Here is a 19,434-nt window from a genome sequence, read left to right on the forward strand (position 1 = left end):
CTGCGGCGTGCTCGGGAGCGCGGCGTATGACGCTGCCGAGCGCGTCCGGCGGCGCGCTCGTGGTGAAAAGGTGCGGCTTGGCGGGGCGGTGCGCCCGGCCAGGCCGCGCTTTCGTATAATGACGGCATGACCCAGATACTCGACATATACCGCACCGCGAAGGCCGAAGGGCGCCAGCCCGTCTCGTTCGAGATATTCCCGCCGAAGGGAGATCTTTCGCTCGAAGCGGCGCACGCCATGGCCGGCCAGCTGGCCGATCTCGTGCCCGACTTCATCAGCGTGACGTACTCGGCCGGCGGCAGCGGCAACAAGCGGGCCACCGCCGACGTGGCGGCCATGATCCAATCCGACTTCGACGTGCCCACCGTGGCGCATCTGACGTGCGCGGACGCCACCGACGAGGCGCTGTCGAGCACCATCGACGACCTCAAGCGCAAGGGCATCCGAAACGTGCTGGCCCTGCGCGGCGATGCGGCCCCGCCCTGCGACGGGCCGGAAGCGGGCGCGTTGCGCTATGCGAAGGACCTCGTGGCGATCCTCGCCGAGGAGGGGTTCTGCGTGGGTGCCGCCGCCTATCCCGAGGGACACATCGCGTGTGCCGACGCGCGCGCCAACGTCGAGCATCTCAAGCAGAAGCAGGACGCGGGCGCGTCGTTCTTCGTCACGCAGCTGTTCTTCGACAACGCGTACTTCTACCGTTTCTGGGAGGACGCGCTGGCGGCCGGCATCACCGCGCCCATCGCGTGCGGCATCATGCCGTTTCTGGGGAAGGCGCAAATCCAGCGCATGGTGTTCATGTGCGGCGCGTCGCTGCCGTCTCCCATCATCAAGCTGCTCGCGCGCTACGAGCACGCGCCCGACGATCTGCGCCGCGCGGGCATCGAGTACGCGAACGACCAGCTGGTCGATTTGGCGGCGCACGGCGTGGACGGCCTGCACGTGTACACGATGAACCAGCCCGACATCGCCCGTGCGAACGTCGCGGCGCTGCGGGCGGCGTGGCGGCGGTGAGCGTGCGTCCCGACACGCTCGCGCCCGGATCCGGCCTCGCGCTCGACCGCGCCGAGGCGCTGCGCTACCTCGGCTACGCCGGTCAGGAGCTGGACGACGATCTGCGCGCGCGGTTCGAGCGCCTCGCCGACGCATGCGAGCGCACGCTGCGCCCTGCTTGCATCCACGCGACGTTCGACGTGGACGAGGCTCGCAGCTGCTGGGACGGCGACGAGCCGCGCGTAGCTTTTGCGGGAAGCCCGCTCGTGCTGGAGGGGCGCTCCATCGCCGCGCACCTGCGCGGCGCGCAGAAGGCGGCGCTCATGGCGTGCACGCTCGGTGCGGCCAGCGAGCGGGAGCTGCGCAAGCACGCCGCGCTCGGGCCGGTCGACGCGTTGCTGTACGGCGCGGCGGCGTCTGCGCTCGTGGAAGCGGCCGCGAACGCAACCGAGGCCGCCATCGTGGAAGAGGCCGCCGCTGAGGGCCTTCATGCGAACTTCCGCTTCAGCCCGGGCTACGGGGACCTGCCGCTGACGGTGCAGCCTGCGTTCCTGGCTGCGCTCGACGCGACGCGCCGCATCGGCCTTTCGGCCACCGAGGGCAACCTCCTCGTTCCCACCAAAAGCATCACGGCCGTCGTGGGGCTGTTCGACCGGCCGCTGCCGCGCACGGCCGGGCGCGACGCGTGCGCGTCGTGCCAGCTGCGCCCGTACTGCCAGCTCAGGAAGAAAGGAATCACCTGCCATGGCTGACGTTTCCGCGTTCGACCCGCTCGACGGCATCGTCGTCGCCGACGAGCACCTGGCACGCGCGCTGCGCGGCGAGGACTTCCTCGTGTTCGACGGCGGCATGGGCACCCAGCTGCAGGCGTGCGGCCTGGCGGACGCGGGGGCCGTGCCCGAGCTGCTGAACTTCTCGCATCCGCAGGCCATCGCCGCCATCCACGCCGACTACGTGGCGGCGGGGGCCGAGGTGATCACCACGAACACGTTCGGCGCGAACGCGCGCAAGCTGGAGGGCCGAGCGAGCGTGGCCGAGGTCTACCGCGCCGCCGCGGCGTGCGCGCGCGAGGCGGGGGCGCGCTACGTGGCGGGCGACATCGGGCCTTTGGGCGCGCTGCTGGAGCCGTTGGGAACCTGCACGTTCGAGGAGGCGTACGATTTGTTCGCCGAGCAGGTGGATGCCGTATGCGCCGCGGGCTGCGACCTCGTGCTCATCGAGACGATGGCCGACCTGCGCGAGGCGAAGGCGGCGCTCTTGGCCGCGCGCGAGCGCTGCGACCTGCCCGTGTTCGTCACGATGACGTTCGGCGAGGACGGGCGCACGTTCCTCGGCACGCCGCCCGAGGTGGCTGCCGCCACGCTGTCGTCCATGGGCGCGCATGCGGTGGGCCTCAACTGCTCGCTCGGTCCCGACGAGCTGCTGGGAGCCGCGCAGGCCATGGCGCGCTTCGCCCGCTGTCCCGTGCTCGTGCAGCCCAACGCCGGCTTGCCGCGCGTCGAGGACGGCCGCACGGTGTACGACGTGGATCCGGCGTCGTTCGCGCGCGCCATGGGGCGCATGCTGGAGGCGGGTGCCAGCATGGTGGGCGGATGCTGCGGCACGAGCCCCGCCTTCATCGAGCGGGTGCGCGCGCTCGTGGACGGCTTCGGTGCGCCGAAGCCGCGTCCGTACGAGCGCGCTTGCGTGCTGACGAGCGCCCAGGAGGCCGTCGTGCTGCCGGCGGGGCGCTCGCGCATCGCGGTCGTCGGCGAGCGCATCAACCCCACGGGCAAGCCGAAGCTCAAGGCCGCCCTGCGCGCCGGCGACTTCGACTACCTGGTGGGCGAGGCGGTGGCCCAGCAGGAGGCCGGCGCCGATGTGCTCGACGTGAACGTGGGGCTGCCCGAGCTGGACGGGCCGGCCGCCCTGCGCGCCGCGGTGGAGAAGCTGCAGGCCACGGTCACGCTGCCGCTCGTGGTGGACTCGAGCGATCCGGCCGCCGTCGAAGCCGCCGTGCGCGGTTACGCGGGCAAGCCGCTCGTGAACTCCGTGAACGGCAAGCGCGAGAGCCTCGACGCGGTGCTGCCCATCGTGAAGCGCTACGGCTGCGCGGTGGTGGCGCTCACGCTCGACGAGGACGGCATCCCGCCCACGGCCGAAGGGCGCTATGCCATCGCCGCGCGCATCGTGGAGGAGGCCGAGCGCCGGGGCATCCCGCGCGAGGACGTGGTGGTGGACTGCCTCGTCATGGCGGCGGCCACCAACCAGGACGAGGCGCGCGAGATCCTGTGCGCCGTCGGGCTCGTCAAGGAGCGTCTCGGCGTGCGCACGGTGCTCGGCGTGTCGAACGTCAGCTTCGGTATGCCGCAACGCGGGCTCGTGAACGCCACGTTTTTGGCGGCGGCGTTCGGCGCGGGCCTCGACCTGCCCATCCTGAACCCGCTCTCGGGCCGCTACCGCGACACGGTGGCCGCGTTCAAGGTGTTGAACGGCCAGGATGCCGGTGCGACGGCGTTCATCGACGCCTACGCCGACGCCGCCGACCCCTACGCTGCGCCTGCCTCGAGCGGGTCCGAGCGAGACAGTAACCCCGTCCCTTCGTCTCATGACGCGTCTCCGGGCGACGACGTCGTTGTCGTGCCGCCTGCGTTCGCCGACGTCGTCGACGAGGTGCGCGCGCTCGTGCGCCTCATCTTCACCGGCCGCAAGGGCCCCGTGCCCGATGCCGTCGCGCGCCTGCTGGAGAACCACGACGCGCTCGCGCTCATCGACGGCGTGTTCATCCCGGCGCTCGACGCGGTGGGCGAGCGGTTCGAGCGCGGCGCGTTCTTCCTGCCGCAGCTCATGGCCTCGGCCGAGGCGGTGAAGGCGGGCTTCGACGTGGTGAAGGCGCAGGCGGGCGATCCGGCTGCGGCGACCGACGACGCGCGCGCCATCGCGGTGGCCACGGTGAAGGGCGACATCCACGACATCGGCAAGAACATCGTCAAGATGCTGCTGGAGAACTACGGCTACCGCGTGGTGGACCTCGGCCGCGACGTGGAGCCCGCCGAGGTGGTGCGCGTGGTCAAGGAGCAGGGCATCCGCCTCGTGGGGCTGTCGGCGCTCATGACCACCACGGTGAAGGCCATGGAGGAGACCGTGCGCCTCGTGCACGAGGAGGTGCCGGACGCGGCGGTGTTCGTGGGCGGGGCCGTGCTCACGCCCGAATACGCCCGCCAGATCGGCGCCGACTTCTACGGCAAGGACGCCGCCGAGGCCGCGCGCATCGCCGAGCGCTTCTTCGCCGGGAAAACGAGCTGAACGATTCTGCCATTTCCGATGAATCCGCTGAGACTTCTTGCTATGATAACGCCAAGGTGTTTTTCGGACGAAAGGGGCCGTTATGGGAACGAAAGCTGCGGAGGCGCTCGACGTATCCTTCGACGAGCTGCCGAACTACCTGCACGCGAAGCACTCCGTGTACATGGAGATCGGCGGCGAAACGTACTACCTGACCGACGTCAACGACCGCTACTGGCGCGCGCAGGACACGGCGAAGCTCAACGAAAAGGGACACTACGTCGACGCGAGCGAGCTGGTGCCGACGGTGAGCGAGTTCTTGACGCTTCCCTTCGTCGACGGCAAGGCGATCGCCGACGTGTTCGACCAAGCGGTATTCTACGCGTCTGAAAAAGCGTAACGACAACGGGGGCGGTCGCGCAAACGACCGCCCCCGTTTTGTTCTGCCTCTTCGCCGAACGCGACCCGCGTATGCCGCTTGCTACGCGGGATCGGACGGCTCGATGGATCCTGCGGCGAACTGCGCGTCCGAGACGTCCCGCGCGACGGGGCGCGAGTAGAGGAAGCCCTGCGCGATGATGCGGTCGTCCATGCGCACGAGCATGGAGGCTTGGTCGCGCGTCTCCACGCCCTCCACTACCACCGCCACGTCGAGCTTGTCGGCGATGGACACCACGCCCTCGAGGATGGCCTTGCAGCGTTCGCCGCTCTCGCTGCTCATGAGGAAGCTGCGGTCAAGCTTCAGCACGTCGATGGGCAGGTTCTGCAGGGTTCCTAGCGACGAGTAGCCGCTGCCGAAGTCGTCGATGGCGATGCGGAACCCGAGGTCTTTCAGCCGCCGGCACAGCCGCTCGGCGCGATCGAGGTCCTCCATGACGATGTCCTCCGTCAGCTCGAGCTCCAGCAGCTCCACGGGCACGCCATACTCGTCCACGATGCCTCTCACCGTTTCGGGAAACGCGTCGTTTTGCAGGTGCCGGCGCGAGAAGTTGCAGGCGATGACGAGCGCCTGCGCACCGGTGTCGAGCTGCTCGCGGATGCGCGCGCAGACGAGGCGGAAGATGTGCAGGTCGAGGTCGATCACAAGGCCGGTGCGCTCGAACAGGGGAATGAACTCGTCGGGCGGCACGAGCCCGCGCTCGGGCGACACCCAGCGCGCGAGCGCCTCGAAGCCCACGAGGCGGTTCGTGGCGATCTCCACCTTGGGCTGGTAGAAGGCCGTGAACTCGCCGCGTTCGAGCGCGTCGTGCGCCACGGCCACGAGCGCGCGTTCGGCGACGTCGCGATCCTTCATACCGGCCGAGTACTGCGCGGCGGTGCTGCGCGAGATGTCGCCGATGCTGTCGCGGGCGTACCGGGCGCTGTCGACGAACTCGATGATGCTCTGCGCGTCGATGCGCGGCGTTTCGGCGCTGCGCTCGATGACGCATGCGCCCGCCTGCAGCAACAGGCGGTGCGACAGCCCGGTCAGCGTGCCCGTGCCGTTGAAGCGGCGGTCGAGCTCGTCGAAGCGCTCGAGCAGCGCCTCCCAGCCGTTCCAGCGCACGAGCAGCACGAACTCGTCGGCGATGACGTGCGCGTAGCGCTCGTCGGGCGCTCGCATGGCGGCCAGGGTGTCGTTGAGGTCGTGCAGCACGCGGTCGCCGATGGCGTAGCCGAACGCCGCGTTGAAGCTTTTGAAGCGCTTCACGTCGAGGTACACGATGGCGTACGTGCCGTCGGGAGCGCTCGCGATGCGCGTGCCCACCTCGGAGCGGAAGCGGGCGAGGCTCCAGCCGCCGGTCAGCGGGTCGGTGAACGAGAACTCCTCCACGCGCCGCGCCGCGCGCAGCTTCACGCGGCTCACGTACAGGGCGACGCCGAGGGCGATGCCGAACAGCGCGACGATGGCGGCGATGAACTGCACCGGGTACTGGCGCAGGAAGTCGACGGGGCTCGTGGGGTGGACGGCCAGCGAGCTCTGCGACAACCACGTGGTCATCTTGCTGTCCGCGGTGTACTGCACGCAGCGGTCGAGGATGCTGACCAGCCGGCTGTCGAGGTCGCGCCCGACTCCGATGCTCATGCTGTTGGAGAAGCTCGTGATGGTGGTCACGCTCAAACTCGCGTACTGCGACTCGGTCAGCAGGAAGTTCGCCACGTGGGTGTCGGCGTACGCGATGTCGGCGCGGCCCTGCAGCACGGCGTCCAGGCACTCTTTGGGCGTGTCGTAGTAGCTGACATCGTCGGCGGCGTGCACGGTCTGCGCCATGTTCGATGCGAGCGCGAAGCCGTGCGGCAGGGCCACGCGCGAGCCGGTCGGGTTCGCTCCCACGATGAGCGCCATCGGATCGCGCAGATAGGGACCGGTGGTGGCGAGCTGGCTGACGGCGTTGGGATCCGAGTCGCGGTCGACGGCGTAGACGATGTCGGCTTCCCCGTCCTCGACGAGCCTGATGGCCTCGTCGTGACGCTCGACGGGAAGGAACTCGAACTGCAGGCCGGTGATGCGCGTGATGTCTTCGAACAGCGACGCCACCGCGCCGGCGAACGCGCCGGTTTCGGGGTCGGTGTAGGACAGCGGCGCCCTGAACGAGTCGTAGGCGACGCGCAGGGTGGGCGCCGTTTCGAGGTAGGCGTACTCGTCTTCGGTGAACACCGGATCCTGGTCGGTGTTGATGCCGAAGTAGCGGTCGTACAGCATCGCGGAGAAATCGGGGTCGCGCAGCTTGAGGCGGCTCATCGCGTCGTCGAGCTCCTCGGCTATGTCGGTGCGCTCGGGAGGGACGGTGATGTAGAGCGGTTCGGGGGCGAACTGCGCGATCGTGCGGAAGCGCGAGTTCCTGCCGAGGTAGGTGATGGCGATGGCGTCCACGGCGCCCTCGTCGAGCGCGCCCAGCAGGTCGCTCGTGGCACTGTAGGGGACGACGTCGACGGAGAAGTCGTTCTTCTCGCTGTACCGGACGAATGCCTCGGCATCCTGGCTGTTCGCGATCACTCCCACGCGCATGCCCGAGAACGTGGAGAAATCCTCGTAGGCGTAGCGCGTGTCCTCGAGCCGCACGTTGAGCGTCGTGTATATCTCGCACAGAGACGATCCCGAGTAGAGCATGCGCTGCGCGCGCTCCTCGGTGTAGTATACGAGCGGCAGCAGGTCCACTTCGTTCGCCTCGAGGGCGGCGTAGGCCTCTTCCCAGCTCGGGTAGTTCGCGAACTCGTAGGTCCAGTCGGCGTAGCGCGCGATCTCGTTGAGGTACTCGATGTTGTAGCCGACGTAGTCGCCGTCTTCGTCGATGGACATATAGTCGCCGTCTTCGAAGTAGGCGACGGTTACGACGCGCTCGCCGTACGTGGTGAACTCGTCGGCGCAAGCTCTCGAAGGGTGGCTGGCGAACGCGGCCAGCAGCGCGACGGCGCACGCGACGGCGCAGAACCAGGCGAATGCTGGCGGTTGGGACCGCGAGGCGCTGTGTGTTTCTGCCGGTGCTATCCTTCGCTCCGATCAACGGGGTGGTATCGTCGGATGGGTTGCGGGTTGCAGCGTATTACCTTACCACACTATAGGCCGTTGCCGATAGGGCATCCCGGGGTGGCTTTTTCTCGTTTTTTAGCGTGTGACGAGGTGCGATGAGGTCATGGTTCGGCGACGGCGCATGGGTTTACGAACCTTCTTTGAGCGAGCGCATAACTTTTTCGAAAAAAGTGCTTGACCGGATTTCAGCTTCCGGTATACTAGGCTTCGCACTTTTTCGGGGCCTTAGCTCAGCTGGGAGAGCGCATGGCTGGCAGCCATGAGGTCAGGGGTTCGATCCCCCTAGGCTCCACCATCAACTACGCGGGCCAAGCAATTCATTGCTTGGCCCGCTTTCCATTTTCAGGCACGGGGGAAAGGATGTCCCGGGCTGACATCCGAGCGCATCGCATCTGGCCTCGACGCGAGCCTTCCGACCCCTTTTCGGCAACTCCTCTGATTGATCGGCAGAACCGTTCGGTTTGCCGCTTCTTGTACGACGTTGCGTGTTCGTCTCGATATGAAACCTCATCGCACGGCTCGGCGAGGCTTTTGCTTGCCTGCGCGCGGCCGTCGCTTCCCTGACGGCCGCGCGCGAAGCGCGGCTCCTACTCCAAGTCGGCGAGGTGGCGTCCTACCAAGTAGCCGAAGGTGAGGCAGCGGCCGTGGCTGATGGCGCTGATGTGGTGCGGGTACGTGCCGTTGAACATGCTGCCCGAGACGTTGCCGAGGGCGTAGAGCCCTTCGATGGGCTTGTCGGAGGGGTTCAGCACACGCGATCCCGCATCGGTGCGCAGGCCGTTCACGCTCACGAGGCAGCATCCGCTCTCCTCAACGGCGTAGAAGGGGCCTTCCTCGAGGGGAATCAGGTCGTTCGGGTTCTTGCCGAAGTCGGCGTCCTCTCCTGCGGCGCACAGCTCGTTGTAGCGTTCGACCGTGGCGGCCAGGTTGGCGCTGTCGATGCCGCACTTTTCCGCCAGCTCGTCAAGCGTGTCGGCTTCAACGAGCACGTTCTTGATGGATTCGTACATGTCCTCCGGGGTCCATGGGGCGCCGCCCTTGGCCTTCTCGAGTGCGGGCAGGATGTCGCCCGCTATGAGGACGAAGTCGTGCGCTCCTGGCTGGTACATGATGGCGTTGCTCATGTACTCGAACGAGAGGTTCTCGTTTACGAACCGCTTGCCGTTCTCGTTCACGCGCAGGAAAGCGAGCATGGCGCCGTTCGCACGGTTGCCGGTCTTCGCCCCGGCGGGATCGTTCATCAGGATGTGCGGCCAATCGTCCTCGGCGGCCCCAGCGGCGAGGCCCATGAGAAGGCCGTCGCCCGTATCGGTCGTCGTCGGGTTGATCCACGCGTACACGGCCAGGTCGCGCGGGCGGATGCGCTGGGTCAGAAGGTCCCAGTTGAACTCGTAGCCGCCGGTGGCCAGCACGACGCCCTTGCGCGCGATGAATTTCACGTAGCCGTCGGCACCCTTGGCGATGACCCCGGTCACCTTCTCGCCTTCCTGCACCAGCTGAACCGCCGGCGTGTCGTAGCGGATGTCGGTTCCGAAGCCGGCGGCCTTGTCCGCCATGGCTTCGACGAACGAGGCGATGCCCTTCTCCAGGCGCACGCCGGTGCCCCAGGTGGTGACGCCTGCGAAGCGCGTGTTGCCTCCCTTGCAGAAGAACTCGCCGCACGCGTCGCCCACCTGCTCGCGGCCCCAGTCGAGCGCTTCCCCGGAACGCTCGATCCATTTCAGCCAAACGTCGCGGTCGCAGCGGAAATGCGCGGTGTTCATCGCGTCTCCGAGGAACTCTTCAGGGTCGAGCTCGATGCCGGCTTCGGCATGGATGCTGTCGCCGATGGCGGCGATCTCCGTGCCGCGTGCGGCGAACGTCGACCCTTTCTCCAAGAGCACGGTATTCAGCCCGTTCTCGCTGGCCGAGACCGCAGCGCTCACGCCCGACATCCCCGCGCCGCAGACCACCACGTCGCATTCGACGGTTTCCACGATGCTCGCCTCGTCGATCGGGGCTTCCTCGAAGGCGACCTTGCCTCCCTGCGGTTGCGCGAACTTGAGGTCTGCGCTGTTGGGCAGCAGGGTCTCGCCCGTCTTCTGCGGAGCGTCGGCGCCTCCTTCGACAACGGGCTGTGCGTCGGGCCCGCTTTCCTTAGGAGAGCATCCGGACAGGCCTGCGACGGCTCCCATGGCTCCGAGGCAGCCGATTCCCACGAAGCTCCTTCTCGTCATCGATGCGTCTTTAGCTTTCATGTGCCTTCCTCCTCCTTCGATCCTTGTACGCGGCACCTTCCCCGGCGAGCTGTCCGCGTTTCGTGCTACGATGCGGGTGTGAAGCGGTTCCGGGGAAGGATGGGGGCATCGTAGCCTCGGGCGCGGTCCTCGCCATCCGACAAAAAGGTCAGAATAATGAAAGAAGGCATCCTCCAGAAAGTACGACGCGATCTACCTGCGGTTTCGCTGGGCGAAGGTGCGACGAGCGCCGCGGGACTCGCGCTGTTCTTCGTATGGAACCTTACCGACATCTACGCCGATCCCCTTATCGGAGCCGGCTCTGCGGCGCAGGGCTTCGCCTGGCTTCACGTCGTTTCCTCGTTGTGCAACATATGCGGGTACCTGCTTGCCGCGCTGCTGTTCTCGCGGCTCGCGCGCTTCCGTGCTCGCGCCGTCGCGTGCGCGGCGGCCGTCGCGGTGGGGATTGCGACCCTTGCGCTGTACGCGTTCTCGTCGTGGGGCCTTGTGGACGCCGGAGCCGCGCTTGCGCTGTACCGAGGGTTGACGCGGTTGTGCTCGGCATCGGTCATCGTCGCGTGGGGCATGCGCTTCAGCCGGATGGAGGCGCACGAGTTGACGATGCGCGCCCTCGCCGCGTTCGCGCTTGCGGCTTTGGGCTACCTTTTCCTCAATGCGCTGACCGGCGGGGTGCGGGCGATCCTGCTTGCCGCGTTGCTGCCGACCTCGGCGTTGCTGCTCTGCACGGCGGGGAACGGATGCGGCGAGGACGCGCCTCGAAAGGAGGGTGGAGCGCGTCCGTTCCTCTCGCTGACCTGGCGCGTGCTGATCATCCTGTTCCTCATGGGGATCATCGCGTGGACGGTCATCATCGGCGCGCAGCAGCGCCAGGCGCTCGGGTCCGATATAGGATCCTACGTGGCCGTGGTCAGCCTCGCGGTTGCCGCGGCGCTTCTGCTGCTCGCCGTGTCGTGCCGGGGCATGCTCTCCTACTCGTACATCTATAAAATCGTGCTGCCGCTGGTCATGGCGGGGGTGCTGCTCGTGGGAAGCTTCAGCCTGACGATGGGGGTGGGCTTCACGCTCGTGTCCGTGGGGTACACCTGCCTCGACCTATTCTGCTTCGTGATGGTGGCTGACGCCTGCCAGCGAACGGGCGTGAACGCCGCGATGGCTTTCGGTTGGTATCGGGCGCTCGAATGCAGCGTTCCCTTGTTCGCTTTAGGGGTGCTGGGCGTGGTGGAGGCGCTCGGGGGAACGCAAGGCGGCTCGTTCCTCGACTCGTTTGGCGTTGCATGCGCGCTTGCCATCGCGGTATCCTTCCTACTCGATGGCCGGCGGGTGTTCGAGGGCGGCCAGCGCGAGTCGTCGGTCGAATACCCGAAGATCGAGATCGTGCAGTTCGCCGCCCAATGCGAAGAGGCGATCAGGAAGTACGGCCTGACGGAACGGGAGGCCGAGGTGCTCGGGCTCATCGTGCGCGGAAGAAGCGTCCCTCATATCTCGGAACGCCTGCATATTTCGAAGACGACGACCAAAACGCACGTCGCCCACATCTACCAGAAATTCGGAGTGCGAGACCGCCAGGAGATGATCGACCTCATAGAGATGATTGAGGCTCCGAACGGCTGATCGGCCGAAAGGGTCGGACTGGGGCATCGGTTTTCCTGGTACAATGACCCGATGGAACGATTATCCGCAAAGACGAGGGCCCTCATGGACGGAGCCGGGAGAGCGGGGGCGCTTGTCGGCGACGACGGTGTTCCCATGACCACTTGGCAGATGTGGCTGCGGCGGCTGTGCCTGTTCGTCATCGTGTGGGCCGTCGTCGAGCTGCTGCTGGGCGCCGCGCTGTGGGGCGGTTACCTGTTCGGGCGCCTGGTGCTGGGCGCCGAGCCATCCGTGCTGGCCGAGCCCGTCGTGGGCGCCATGGCGATGGTTGGCGCGTGCCTCAACCTGGTCATCGGCTTGCTGGGCCTGCGCGGTGCGCGCAACCCGCGCAAGATCACCCTGTTCTTCTGGATCACGTTCATCGACGCGATGCTGACGGCTTGGGCGCTTGCCAGCAGCGTGTCCGCGGGTTCGTGCGACCTCACCTCGCTCGTGAGCGGCCTGTTCGTCATCGCGCTGGCCGTGTGCACGTGGCAGGTGCGCGGACAGACGGGGTATTTCGACGTGCACCCTTAAAGGCTGCCAAAGCCTATCGGCCGACGAAGCCGCTCGATGCAGCGAAGGTCTCCTGGATTCGGAATCCATCTTCGCTCGGAAAACACGCCATAGCCGATGTGGCGTGTTTTCCGAGCGAAGATGGGTGGGCGAGCGGCGCAGTTCAAATCCCGCGCCGCTCGCCCCTTTTCCATATTCGATAGCGGTCGGGTTACTCGGCTTCCACCGCTTCGATCTGGGCGATGATGGGGTCGAGCGCGCCGGCCACGTCGTAGTCCTCCACCTTGCCCGCATCGCACAGGCGCGCGAAGCTGGGGTCGATGGGCAGCGTGGCGTAGGCGGGGATGCCGTAGCGCTCGGCCACGGCCGCGCCCTGGGGCTCGCCGAAGATGTGGTGCTTCTTATCGCATTCGTCGCACACGAAGTAGGCCATGTTCTCCACGAGGCCCAGCAGCTCCACGTCCATGTCGTGGGCCAGGTTCACGGCCTTGCCCACGATCATGGCCACGAGCTCCTGCGGGGCGGACACGGTGACGATGCCGTCGACCGGCAGCGACTGGAACACGGTAAGCAGCACGTCGGAGGTTCCCGGAGGCATGTCGACGAACAGGTAGTCGATCTCGCCCCAGTTCGTCTCGCTGTAGAACTGGCGGATGGCGTTGGACACCACGGGGCCGCGCCAGGCGACGGGAATGTCGTCCTTCGGCAGCATGAGGTTGGTGGACATCACCTTGATGCCGCTTTGCGTCTGGCCAGGAAGGATGCCGTCGGCGTCAGCCGTCAGCGGGTTCGTGATGCCGAAGGTCTTGGGGATGGACGGGCCGGTGACATCGGCGTCGAGGATGCCCACCTTCTTGCCGCGCTTCTGCATCTCGCTGGCGAGCAGGCTGGTGACCAGCGACTTTCCCACGCCGCCCTTGCCAGACACGACGCCGATGACGTGCTTGATGTTCGAGCGGGAGTTCGCCTCGATGGTGCTGGGGCCCTGGGCGGTGCGGTCGCCGCAGCCGGACTCGCCGCAGCTGCTGCACTCGTGCGTGCATTCTTCTGCCATGGTTCCTTCTTTCTGGGTTTTCAGCGCCCGCGCGCGGCGGACGCGCCACTCGTCTTATCGGGATGATAGCATAAGCTTTATACTTGGACGGAAGGAATCGACCCGCAGGCAGGACAAGCGTGCGGAGGAGAAGGAGCGCGCATGCTGTTCGCGGATATCGACCTGCTTGACGAGGATCTCGACTATCGCACCCGACAGTGGGTGGGGGTGCGCGACGGCCGCATCGCCTATCTCGGCGACGAGGCGCCCGCGGGCGAAGAGGCCGCGGCGTACGGCGAGGTGTACGACGGCCGCGGCAAGCTGCTGGTGCCTGCATTCTACAACGCGCACGCGCACGCGCCCATGACGCTGTTGCGCGGCTACGCCGAGAACCTCCCCTTGCAGGCATGGCTCAACGACAAGGTGTTTCCCTTCGAGGATCGGATCACGCCCGAGGACTGCTACTGGGGCACGACGCTCGCGTGCGCCGAGATGGCGCGCTACGGCTGCGTGAGCTTCTCGGACATGTACTACCATATGGAGGAGGGCGCGCGCGCCGCGCTCGACGCCGGCCTGAAGATGAACCTTTCCGACTCGTTGCTGGCGTTCAACGGCGAAGGCCTGGACGAGCTGCCCGTGGACGCGCAGAATCGCCGCCTGCTGCACGATTTGCAGGGAGCGGGCGACGGGCGCATCGTGGTGGATTGCAACATCCACGCCGAGTACACGTCGAATCCGCGCGCGGTGGCCGACCTTGCCGCGTTCGCACGCGAGCAGGGGCTGCGCGTGCAGGTGCACGTGTCCGAGACGCGCGCGGAGCACGAGGAGTGCCGGCAGCGCCACGGCGGCTTGACGCCCGTGCGCTACTTCGACAGCCTGGGCCTGTTCGACGCGCCCGTGACGGCGGCGCATTGCGTGTGGGTGGACGACGAGGACATCGACGTGCTGGCGGCGCGCGGGGTGTTCGTGGCGGCGAACCCCGCGTCGAACATGAAGCTGGGCAGCGGGTTCGCGCCCGTGCCGAAGATGCTCGAGCGCGGCGTCAAGGTGTGTCTCGGCACCGACGGCATGGCGTCGAACAACAACCATGACATGATGCAGGACCTGTACCTGCTGGCGCTGCTGTACAAGGGCTCGACGAACGACCCGTCCGTGGTTACGCCGAAGCAGGCGCTGGCGGCCGCCACGCGCATGGGCGCGCTGTCGCAGGGCCGCGATGACTGCGGGTACGTGGCCATCGGGGCGAAGGCCGACCTGTGCGTGTTCGACGTGTCGGGGCCGTCGTGGGCGCCGATGACGAACCCGCTGGTGAACGTCGTGTATGCCGGCCACGGAGCCGACGTGTGCCTCACCATGTGCGACGGGCGCGTGGTGTACCGCGACGGCGCGTATCCCACGCTCGACGTGGAGCGCGCGAAGGCCGAGGTGAACGCCCGCACGCAGCGCATCGTCGGCGAGCTGTAGGGCGTCGTTTCGGCGAAGCGCCTCCGTCGTCCCCTTGCGCGGGAGCGCGTCGCTCGGTACAATGGCAGGCGAGCCGCAGGGAGCGCGAACTCCCCACGGCTCTCGGACTCGCTTCGGCGGTTCGGATTTTTAGTGTGATCCCGGTTCGTCCTCTTGGGACGACCGGGGCTTATCTTTCGGCCGCGCTTGAAGCGTCAACGTACGTGTTTCACGTGAAACATCCGTTCTGGCTCCCCCTTTGACGCACAACGGCCGCCCGAGCGCTTTTCCCGGGCGGGCCCAGGTCCCCGCCTCGTCCTGTCCGGCATGCGCCCGCCGCTTCGCCGTCGGCGCGAGGGGCCCGGTTCGCGGCGGTTTTCGACGGAAAAACGCCTTCGGACGCCTTTCCCGCCCGCCCCGGCGTCCGTCTTCTCCCAGGTCGCGGAGGCACCGCGGGAAGGGCTCGCGAGAAATACTGTCGGACGGGGCCGTCCGAGGGCGTTTTTCCGTCGAAAACCGCCGCGGGCCGCGACCTCGTCCCCCCTCCTTCTCGGAACCGGCGCTGCAGCAGGGGCCGCCCCGCTCCGCCGTTTCCGGGCCCATGCGGAAAGCGCCTGTTCGGCGCATTCGTCCCGATTGTGCGCTCGAGGCATGATCGCATAGCGCCCGTCGGCGGGCGTTGTGCGTCAAAGGGGGAGTTGAAACATTCGTTCGTTTTCGGTTTCGAGTCGAAGCATCTTCGCGTTGCGCCGATGGCACGCTGTGCCCGCGAACCGGCACGGCGCCCGCCTCTGGTACGCCCTAATCCAGCGGCCGCGCGCGCCGGCCGCGACGCTGTACGTAAAATACAGCTAGCCGCGTCGCGCGCGTTGGTCTATTCTGGGATGGCTACAATCGTAAAGAGGGAAGGGGCGGCATGCTGAGACTATCCGACGCGCGCATCGACGGGTTCATCGCCGAGGACGTGCCGTACGTCGATCTGACGTGCGCGGTGCTGGGCATCGGCGACGAGCCGGGCGAGATGGCGTACTTCACGCGCGAGGACTGCGTGCTAGCTGGCTCGAACGTGGTGCGGCGCATCATGGGCAAGCTCGGCTGCGACGTGGTGGAGGCGCGCCGCGACGGCGATCGCGTGGCGGCGGGGGAGGCGTTCTTCGTCGTGCGCGGCGCCGCGGTCGACTTGCATGCGGCGTGGAAGGTGTGCCTCAACGTGTTCGACCACCTGTCGGCCGTGGCCACGAAGACGCGGGCCATGGTTGACGCGGCGCACGCCGCGAACCCGCGCTGCGAGGTGCTGACCACGCGCAAGAGCATGCCGGGCGCCAAGGATCTGCTCACCGAGGCCGTCATGGCCGGCGGCGCGTTCCCGCATCGGCTGGGGCTGTCCGAGACGGTGCTCGTGTTCGACCATCACCTCACGTTCTTCGGCGGCTTCGACGCGTTCGTGGAGCAGCTGCCCGCCATCAAGGCCCGTTGCATCGAGAAGAAGCTGTTCGTGGAGGCAGATGCCGAGCGCGCCCGCGTGCTCGCGCGCGTCGGCGTGGACGGCATCCAGGTGGACAAGGTGCCGCCGAATGAGCTGGCGCCGCTCGTGCGAGAGCTGCGCGAGATCGACCGGCACCTCACGCTCGTCGCTGCTGGCGGCGTGAACCCGCAGAACGCGGGCGCGTACGCGGCCACCGGCGTGGACGGGCTCGCCACGACGGCCCCCTTCGCCGCCAAGCCCCTCGATATGAGCGTGCGCATGAGCCGCTTGTAGGGGGCGGCGGCTCGTTGCCGCGCGGCTTCCGCGCGGTTTTTCCGAATAGGGTGTAACCTTTTCCCGGCCGGGTGCGTCTAATGAGCAACCGACCTTGAAGGGGGCGCCTGCGTGGACGATCTGATACAACGAGCTCGAAAGGGCGACGGCGAGGCGTTCGCCGCGCTGTTCGAGCACGGCAAGCAGCCGCTGTGGCGCGCTGCGATGGCGGTGCTCGGCAACGTGGACGACGCGTCCGACGCGCTGCAGGAAACGGCGGCGAAAGCGTGGCGCGCGATGCCGCGCTTCGGCGGTCGCAGCGCCGTGGGCACGTGGTTCATGCGCATCCTGCTGCGCACATGCTACGACCTGCGCCGCACGCGCAAGCGCGAGACGCCGTGCGCGATGGGGATATTCGACATCGACGTGGACGGCTCGGACGTGTCGTGGGAACCGTCGGCGGGGCTTGCATCGGCGGGGCGCGGCGCGGGGCGCGACCCCGACCGCGACGAGGCGATGGACGTGCGCGACGCGCTCGGGCGCCTCACGGCCGACGACCGGCTCGTGCTCGTGCTGTTCTACGTGAACGATTTCCCCGTGCGCCAGATATCCCAGATTATGAACGTGTCGGAGGGCGCCGTGCGCACCCGCCTGTCGCGGGCGCGCGATCGGTTCAAGGTTGCCTATACAGACGGATCGAACGAGGAAGCCGAGGTGGCGCGATGAGTTGGAAGAGCATCGACAACGAGGACGAGCTGCGGCGGGCGGTGATCGACGAGCTGGATGCGGGCCCGTTGCCGCGCGAGGCGCAGGCCAAGCTCGACGGCGTGTACGCGTCGCTCGGATCCATCCCCCAGGATCGCCCGGCTCCGGCGGAGGCGACCGCGCAGCGGGCGCAGCCGGTGAGGCGTCGCACCGTTGAGCGAGCGGCGCACGGCAAGCCTACGGGCGGGCGCGTGGTGCGGCGCGGCGCGCTGGTGGCCGCGGCCGCCGTGACCGTGGCGCTGCTGGGCGGCGCGGCGTTCGCCGCCACGACGCTGCTGCAGATGCAGCCGGGCGATGCGCCGTTCTTCGCCGGGGGCAAGAACCTGCCGATCTACGGGAGCTTGCAAGAGGGCGTGTCCAGCTTGAACGCCGAGGTGGGCGAGACCGTCGAGGTCGACGGAGTGCAGGTGACGCTCGACTCCGTGTCGTCCGACCGCAACATCGTCAACCTATTCTTTACATTGGAGAAGGAGGGCGGCTTCGATCTGACCGAGCAGTCTAGCTACGAGGGCTCGCAGGAGAACGAGTGGGCGCGCCTGCAAAGGCTGGCGCCGCGCTTCACCTGCGCGCTTTCGAGCAACGGCGAGTCGATCGGCACCGATGCGGTCTATCTGCTGGACGCCTACCAGGAGGACGGCAAGGTGAAGGTCATGCAGCGCATCGTGCCGAAAACGACGCTGCCCGACCAGGTGGACGTCGCGCTGGAGGGATGGGCGACTTGGAAGCCCTACGAGGAGGGCGACGAGCCCTTCACGTTCGACGTCGGCCTCGACCTGAGCACGGTGGCCCAGCCGCGCGAGCTGGGCGCGCAGGACCTCACGTTCGCCACGAGCGAGGGCGAAAAAACCATGGGCATCGAGCGCTTCACGGCCTCCGAGCTGGGGTGCGTGATGGTGGTGCGCAACGACAGCGATTGGACGGGGGAGCCGGGCGCCTACGGATCGTCTTACGGACCGCCTGACAACGTGCTGCCCCCGAGTATGCTGAAGATGACGGACGACCAGGGCAACGTACTGCACTTCGTGAATGCGGGGGACGGCACGGGCTACAATCCCGAAGGCTCTACCGTGGTGGAGCTGGCGGGACTGTCGCCCGACGCGACCAGCGTCACGTTCACGCCGATGACGTATACCGAGACGGCGCAAAAGGGCAACGTGCCGGGCAGCGACCAAGACGCGATCGACGCTCGTACGCAGCTCAACGACCTGAATATACAAACGATCGACGTCTCGCAGATCGGGGCCAAGCTGGAGACGAGCGAATACGGCGGCTACGAGCTGACGGGCTGGGACGTAGCCGACGGCACGGTGAGCATCTCGCTCAAGCCTTACGGATGGACTCCCGGAGGCCTTCACTCCATGTTCGAACTGATGCCCTCCGACGACGTGACGTACTTGGCGAGCGAATGGACCGATCCTGAAACGGGAGAGACGGGCACGGGCTACCATTCGGCTATTCGCTACGGAAAATACGATTACCATACAGGCGATTACGTGCAGATGGATTCGTACTATGCGGCATCGGACGAAGAACTGCGCGGGTTGACGGAATATCGCTATCACTCTGAATTCGGATACTTCGTAGAGGAAACTGACGCGTCGCAGACGCTTTCCTTCTAGCGGCAGCGAATGAAAAGCGGGCCCCTCGACGAGGGGCCCGCTTCGTTTGCGCGCGTTAGCTTCGGCTATTTGCCGAGCACTTTCTTGATGCCCTTGGCGGCCACGACGGCGCCGCCGCCGATGGCCAGCAGGCCGGGGCCGGGCAGGATGAGCATCGGCACGCCCACGAGCATGATCGCGCCGCCGACGGCAGTCTGCACGGCGCCGCCGATGCGGCTGGGCTTCTTCTTACCGGAGGCAGGGCCTCCGTCGATAATGGTGGCGTTGACGGAGGCGGCCTGCGCGGCGTCCTTCCCGTACGACGGCGCGCGGAACCCGTCGCCGTCTGCAGGCCGTCCGCTCCGCGCGGCTTCGCTTGCGCTGGCGACGGGGTTGACGTCGATGATGGGGCTGTGGTCGCTCATAGTCTCCTCGCTTATAGTGGGTGGCGGCTCGAAGCCGCGTGTTTGCTTGCGATTATACGGGCTGCACGAGGCCATGCGCCTTGGGGCGGGGCCCGGCGACAGGTTCGTCACCGTTCGGTAACGTGTTGTTCGCGGGTTCTCCAAAGACGAGCGCTGCGAAGAAGCCTTGAAATCGGCGATTCGGGCAGCAGCGCGTCAGGGAAATCGCGAATGGCGGCCGTTTTCGACGGAAATACGTCTTTCGCTGGAGGCCTTCTCGTTTGCTGCGCGCTCATTTGATCCTCT

General features: G+C 67.2%; 14 protein-coding genes and 1 tRNA gene. 11 read left to right on the forward strand and 4 right to left on the reverse strand.

The features are described 5' to 3' along the window. Positions 1-126: 126 nt before the first annotated feature. The 4 genes from C1A15_RS06280 (at position 127) to C1A15_RS06295 (ending at position 4,654) form a co-directional block, all read left to right on the forward strand. Positions 127-1,011, forward strand: coding sequence for a methylenetetrahydrofolate reductase (locus C1A15_RS06280; protein ID WP_101721754.1), 885 nt, complete (start codon positions 127-129; stop codon positions 1,009-1,011). Further along, positions 999-1,742: a vitamin B12 dependent methionine synthase gene (locus C1A15_RS06285; RefSeq protein WP_245864948.1), complete on the forward strand. Its 744-nt coding sequence runs from the start codon at positions 999-1,001 to the stop codon at positions 1,740-1,742. Before C1A15_RS06280 ends, C1A15_RS06285 begins: the two co-directional genes overlap by 13 nt. After that, complete coding sequence (locus C1A15_RS06290) at positions 1,735-4,275, forward strand: homocysteine S-methyltransferase family protein (RefSeq protein WP_101721755.1); 2,541 nt, start codon at positions 1,735-1,737, stop codon at positions 4,273-4,275. The genes C1A15_RS06285 and C1A15_RS06290 overlap by 8 nt, the downstream gene beginning before the upstream one ends. Before the next feature lie 82 nt (positions 4,276-4,357). Then, on the forward strand, positions 4,358-4,654 hold the full coding sequence (locus tag C1A15_RS06295) for a CDP-alcohol phosphatidyltransferase (RefSeq protein ID WP_101721756.1): 297 nt from the start codon (positions 4,358-4,360) through the stop codon (positions 4,652-4,654). Between the two features lie 81 nt (positions 4,655-4,735). Here C1A15_RS06295 and C1A15_RS06300 read toward each other — a convergent pair whose 3' ends face one another. Then, positions 4,736-7,534, reverse strand: a complete 2,799-nt coding sequence (locus tag C1A15_RS06300; RefSeq protein ID WP_245864949.1) for an EAL domain-containing protein — start codon at positions 7,532-7,534, stop codon at positions 4,736-4,738. Between the two features lie 450 nt (positions 7,535-7,984). On the opposite strand from C1A15_RS06300, the gene C1A15_RS06305 reads away from it, so the two are divergent. Further along, positions 7,985-8,060: transfer RNA gene (locus C1A15_RS06305), tRNA-Ala, on the forward strand. Positions 8,061-8,352: 292 nt separating this feature from the next. Here C1A15_RS06305 and C1A15_RS06310 read toward each other — a convergent pair. Next, positions 8,353-10,002 (reverse strand): FAD-dependent oxidoreductase, encoded by a 1,650-nt coding sequence (locus C1A15_RS06310; RefSeq protein WP_101721758.1) that lies wholly within the window; start codon positions 10,000-10,002, stop codon positions 8,353-8,355. A 156-nt stretch (positions 10,003-10,158) separates the two neighbouring features. Here C1A15_RS06310 and C1A15_RS06315 point away from each other — a divergent pair, with 156 nt between their 5' ends. Continuing rightward, positions 10,159-11,613: a helix-turn-helix transcriptional regulator gene (locus C1A15_RS06315; RefSeq protein WP_101721759.1), complete on the forward strand. Its 1,455-nt coding sequence runs from the start codon at positions 10,159-10,161 to the stop codon at positions 11,611-11,613. 135 nt (positions 11,614-11,748) lie between these two features. Next, entirely contained in the window at positions 11,749-12,168 is a 420-nt protein-coding gene (locus C1A15_RS06320; RefSeq protein WP_245864950.1) for a hypothetical protein, read from the forward strand. 190 nt (positions 12,169-12,358) lie between these two features. Here C1A15_RS06320 and C1A15_RS06325 read toward each other — a convergent pair whose 3' ends face one another. Next, positions 12,359-13,201, reverse strand: a complete 843-nt coding sequence (locus tag C1A15_RS06325) for an Mrp/NBP35 family ATP-binding protein (RefSeq protein WP_101721761.1) — start codon at positions 13,199-13,201, stop codon at positions 12,359-12,361. Positions 13,202-13,342: 141 nt separating this feature from the next. Between C1A15_RS06325 and C1A15_RS06330 the strand changes: the two genes are divergently transcribed. From C1A15_RS06330 to C1A15_RS06345, 4 genes are all read left to right on the forward strand, one after another. Further along, the gene (locus C1A15_RS06330) at positions 13,343-14,644 is read left to right on the forward strand and encodes an amidohydrolase family protein (protein ID WP_101721762.1); all 1,302 of its coding nucleotides are present in this window, start codon (positions 13,343-13,345) and stop codon (positions 14,642-14,644) included. Positions 14,645-15,539: 895 nt separating this feature from the next. Continuing rightward, on the forward strand, positions 15,540-16,382 hold the full coding sequence (modD, locus tag C1A15_RS06335) for a ModD protein (protein ID WP_101721763.1): 843 nt from the start codon (positions 15,540-15,542) through the stop codon (positions 16,380-16,382). Between the two features lie 111 nt (positions 16,383-16,493). Beyond that, a complete protein-coding gene (locus tag C1A15_RS06340; protein WP_101721764.1) occupies positions 16,494-17,087 on the forward strand; it encodes an RNA polymerase sigma factor in 594 nt (197 codons plus the stop codon). Then, the gene (locus C1A15_RS06345) at positions 17,084-18,745 is read left to right on the forward strand and encodes a DUF4179 domain-containing protein (protein ID WP_101721765.1); all 1,662 of its coding nucleotides are present in this window, start codon (positions 17,084-17,086) and stop codon (positions 18,743-18,745) included. The genes C1A15_RS06340 and C1A15_RS06345 overlap by 4 nt, the downstream gene beginning before the upstream one ends. A gap of 65 nt (positions 18,746-18,810) precedes the next feature. Here C1A15_RS06345 and C1A15_RS06350 read toward each other — a convergent pair whose 3' ends face one another. Continuing rightward, positions 18,811-19,149: a hypothetical protein gene (locus C1A15_RS06350; RefSeq protein WP_101721766.1), complete on the reverse strand. Its 339-nt coding sequence runs from the start codon at positions 19,147-19,149 to the stop codon at positions 18,811-18,813. Between the last annotated feature and the right edge of the window lie 285 nt (positions 19,150-19,434).

Source organism: Eggerthella timonensis (assembly GCF_900184265.1).
GTDB lineage: Bacteria > Actinomycetota > Coriobacteriia > Coriobacteriales > Eggerthellaceae > Eggerthella > Eggerthella timonensis.

What these genes read in the sequence shown, in the direction of transcription:
- C1A15_RS06280 (WP_101721754.1), top strand. Translation starts at nt 127, where the DNA reads ATGACCCAGATACTCGACATATACCGCACCGCGAAGGCCGAAGGGCGC.
- C1A15_RS06290 (WP_101721755.1), top strand. Translation starts at nt 1,735, where the DNA reads ATGGCTGACGTTTCCGCGTTCGACCCGCTCGACGGCATCGTCGTCGCC.
- C1A15_RS06295 (WP_101721756.1), top strand. Translation starts at nt 4,358, where the DNA reads ATGGGAACGAAAGCTGCGGAGGCGCTCGACGTATCCTTCGACGAGCTG.
- C1A15_RS06300 (WP_245864949.1), bottom strand. Translation starts at nt 7,534, where the DNA reads ATGTCCATCGACGAAGACGGCGACTACGTCGGCTACAACATCGAGTAC.
- C1A15_RS06310 (WP_101721758.1), bottom strand. Translation starts at nt 10,002, where the DNA reads ATGAAAGCTAAAGACGCATCGATGACGAGAAGGAGCTTCGTGGGAATC.
- C1A15_RS06315 (WP_101721759.1), top strand. Translation starts at nt 10,159, where the DNA reads ATGAAAGAAGGCATCCTCCAGAAAGTACGACGCGATCTACCTGCGGTT.
- C1A15_RS06320 (WP_245864950.1), top strand. Translation starts at nt 11,749, where the DNA reads ATGACCACTTGGCAGATGTGGCTGCGGCGGCTGTGCCTGTTCGTCATC.
- C1A15_RS06325 (WP_101721761.1), bottom strand. Translation starts at nt 13,201, where the DNA reads ATGGCAGAAGAATGCACGCACGAGTGCAGCAGCTGCGGCGAGTCCGGC.
- C1A15_RS06330 (WP_101721762.1), top strand. Translation starts at nt 13,343, where the DNA reads ATGCTGTTCGCGGATATCGACCTGCTTGACGAGGATCTCGACTATCGC.
- modD (WP_101721763.1), top strand. Translation starts at nt 15,540, where the DNA reads ATGCTGAGACTATCCGACGCGCGCATCGACGGGTTCATCGCCGAGGAC.
- C1A15_RS06345 (WP_101721765.1), top strand. Translation starts at nt 17,084, where the DNA reads ATGAGTTGGAAGAGCATCGACAACGAGGACGAGCTGCGGCGGGCGGTG.
- C1A15_RS06350 (WP_101721766.1), bottom strand. Translation starts at nt 19,149, where the DNA reads ATGAGCGACCACAGCCCCATCATCGACGTCAACCCCGTCGCCAGCGCA.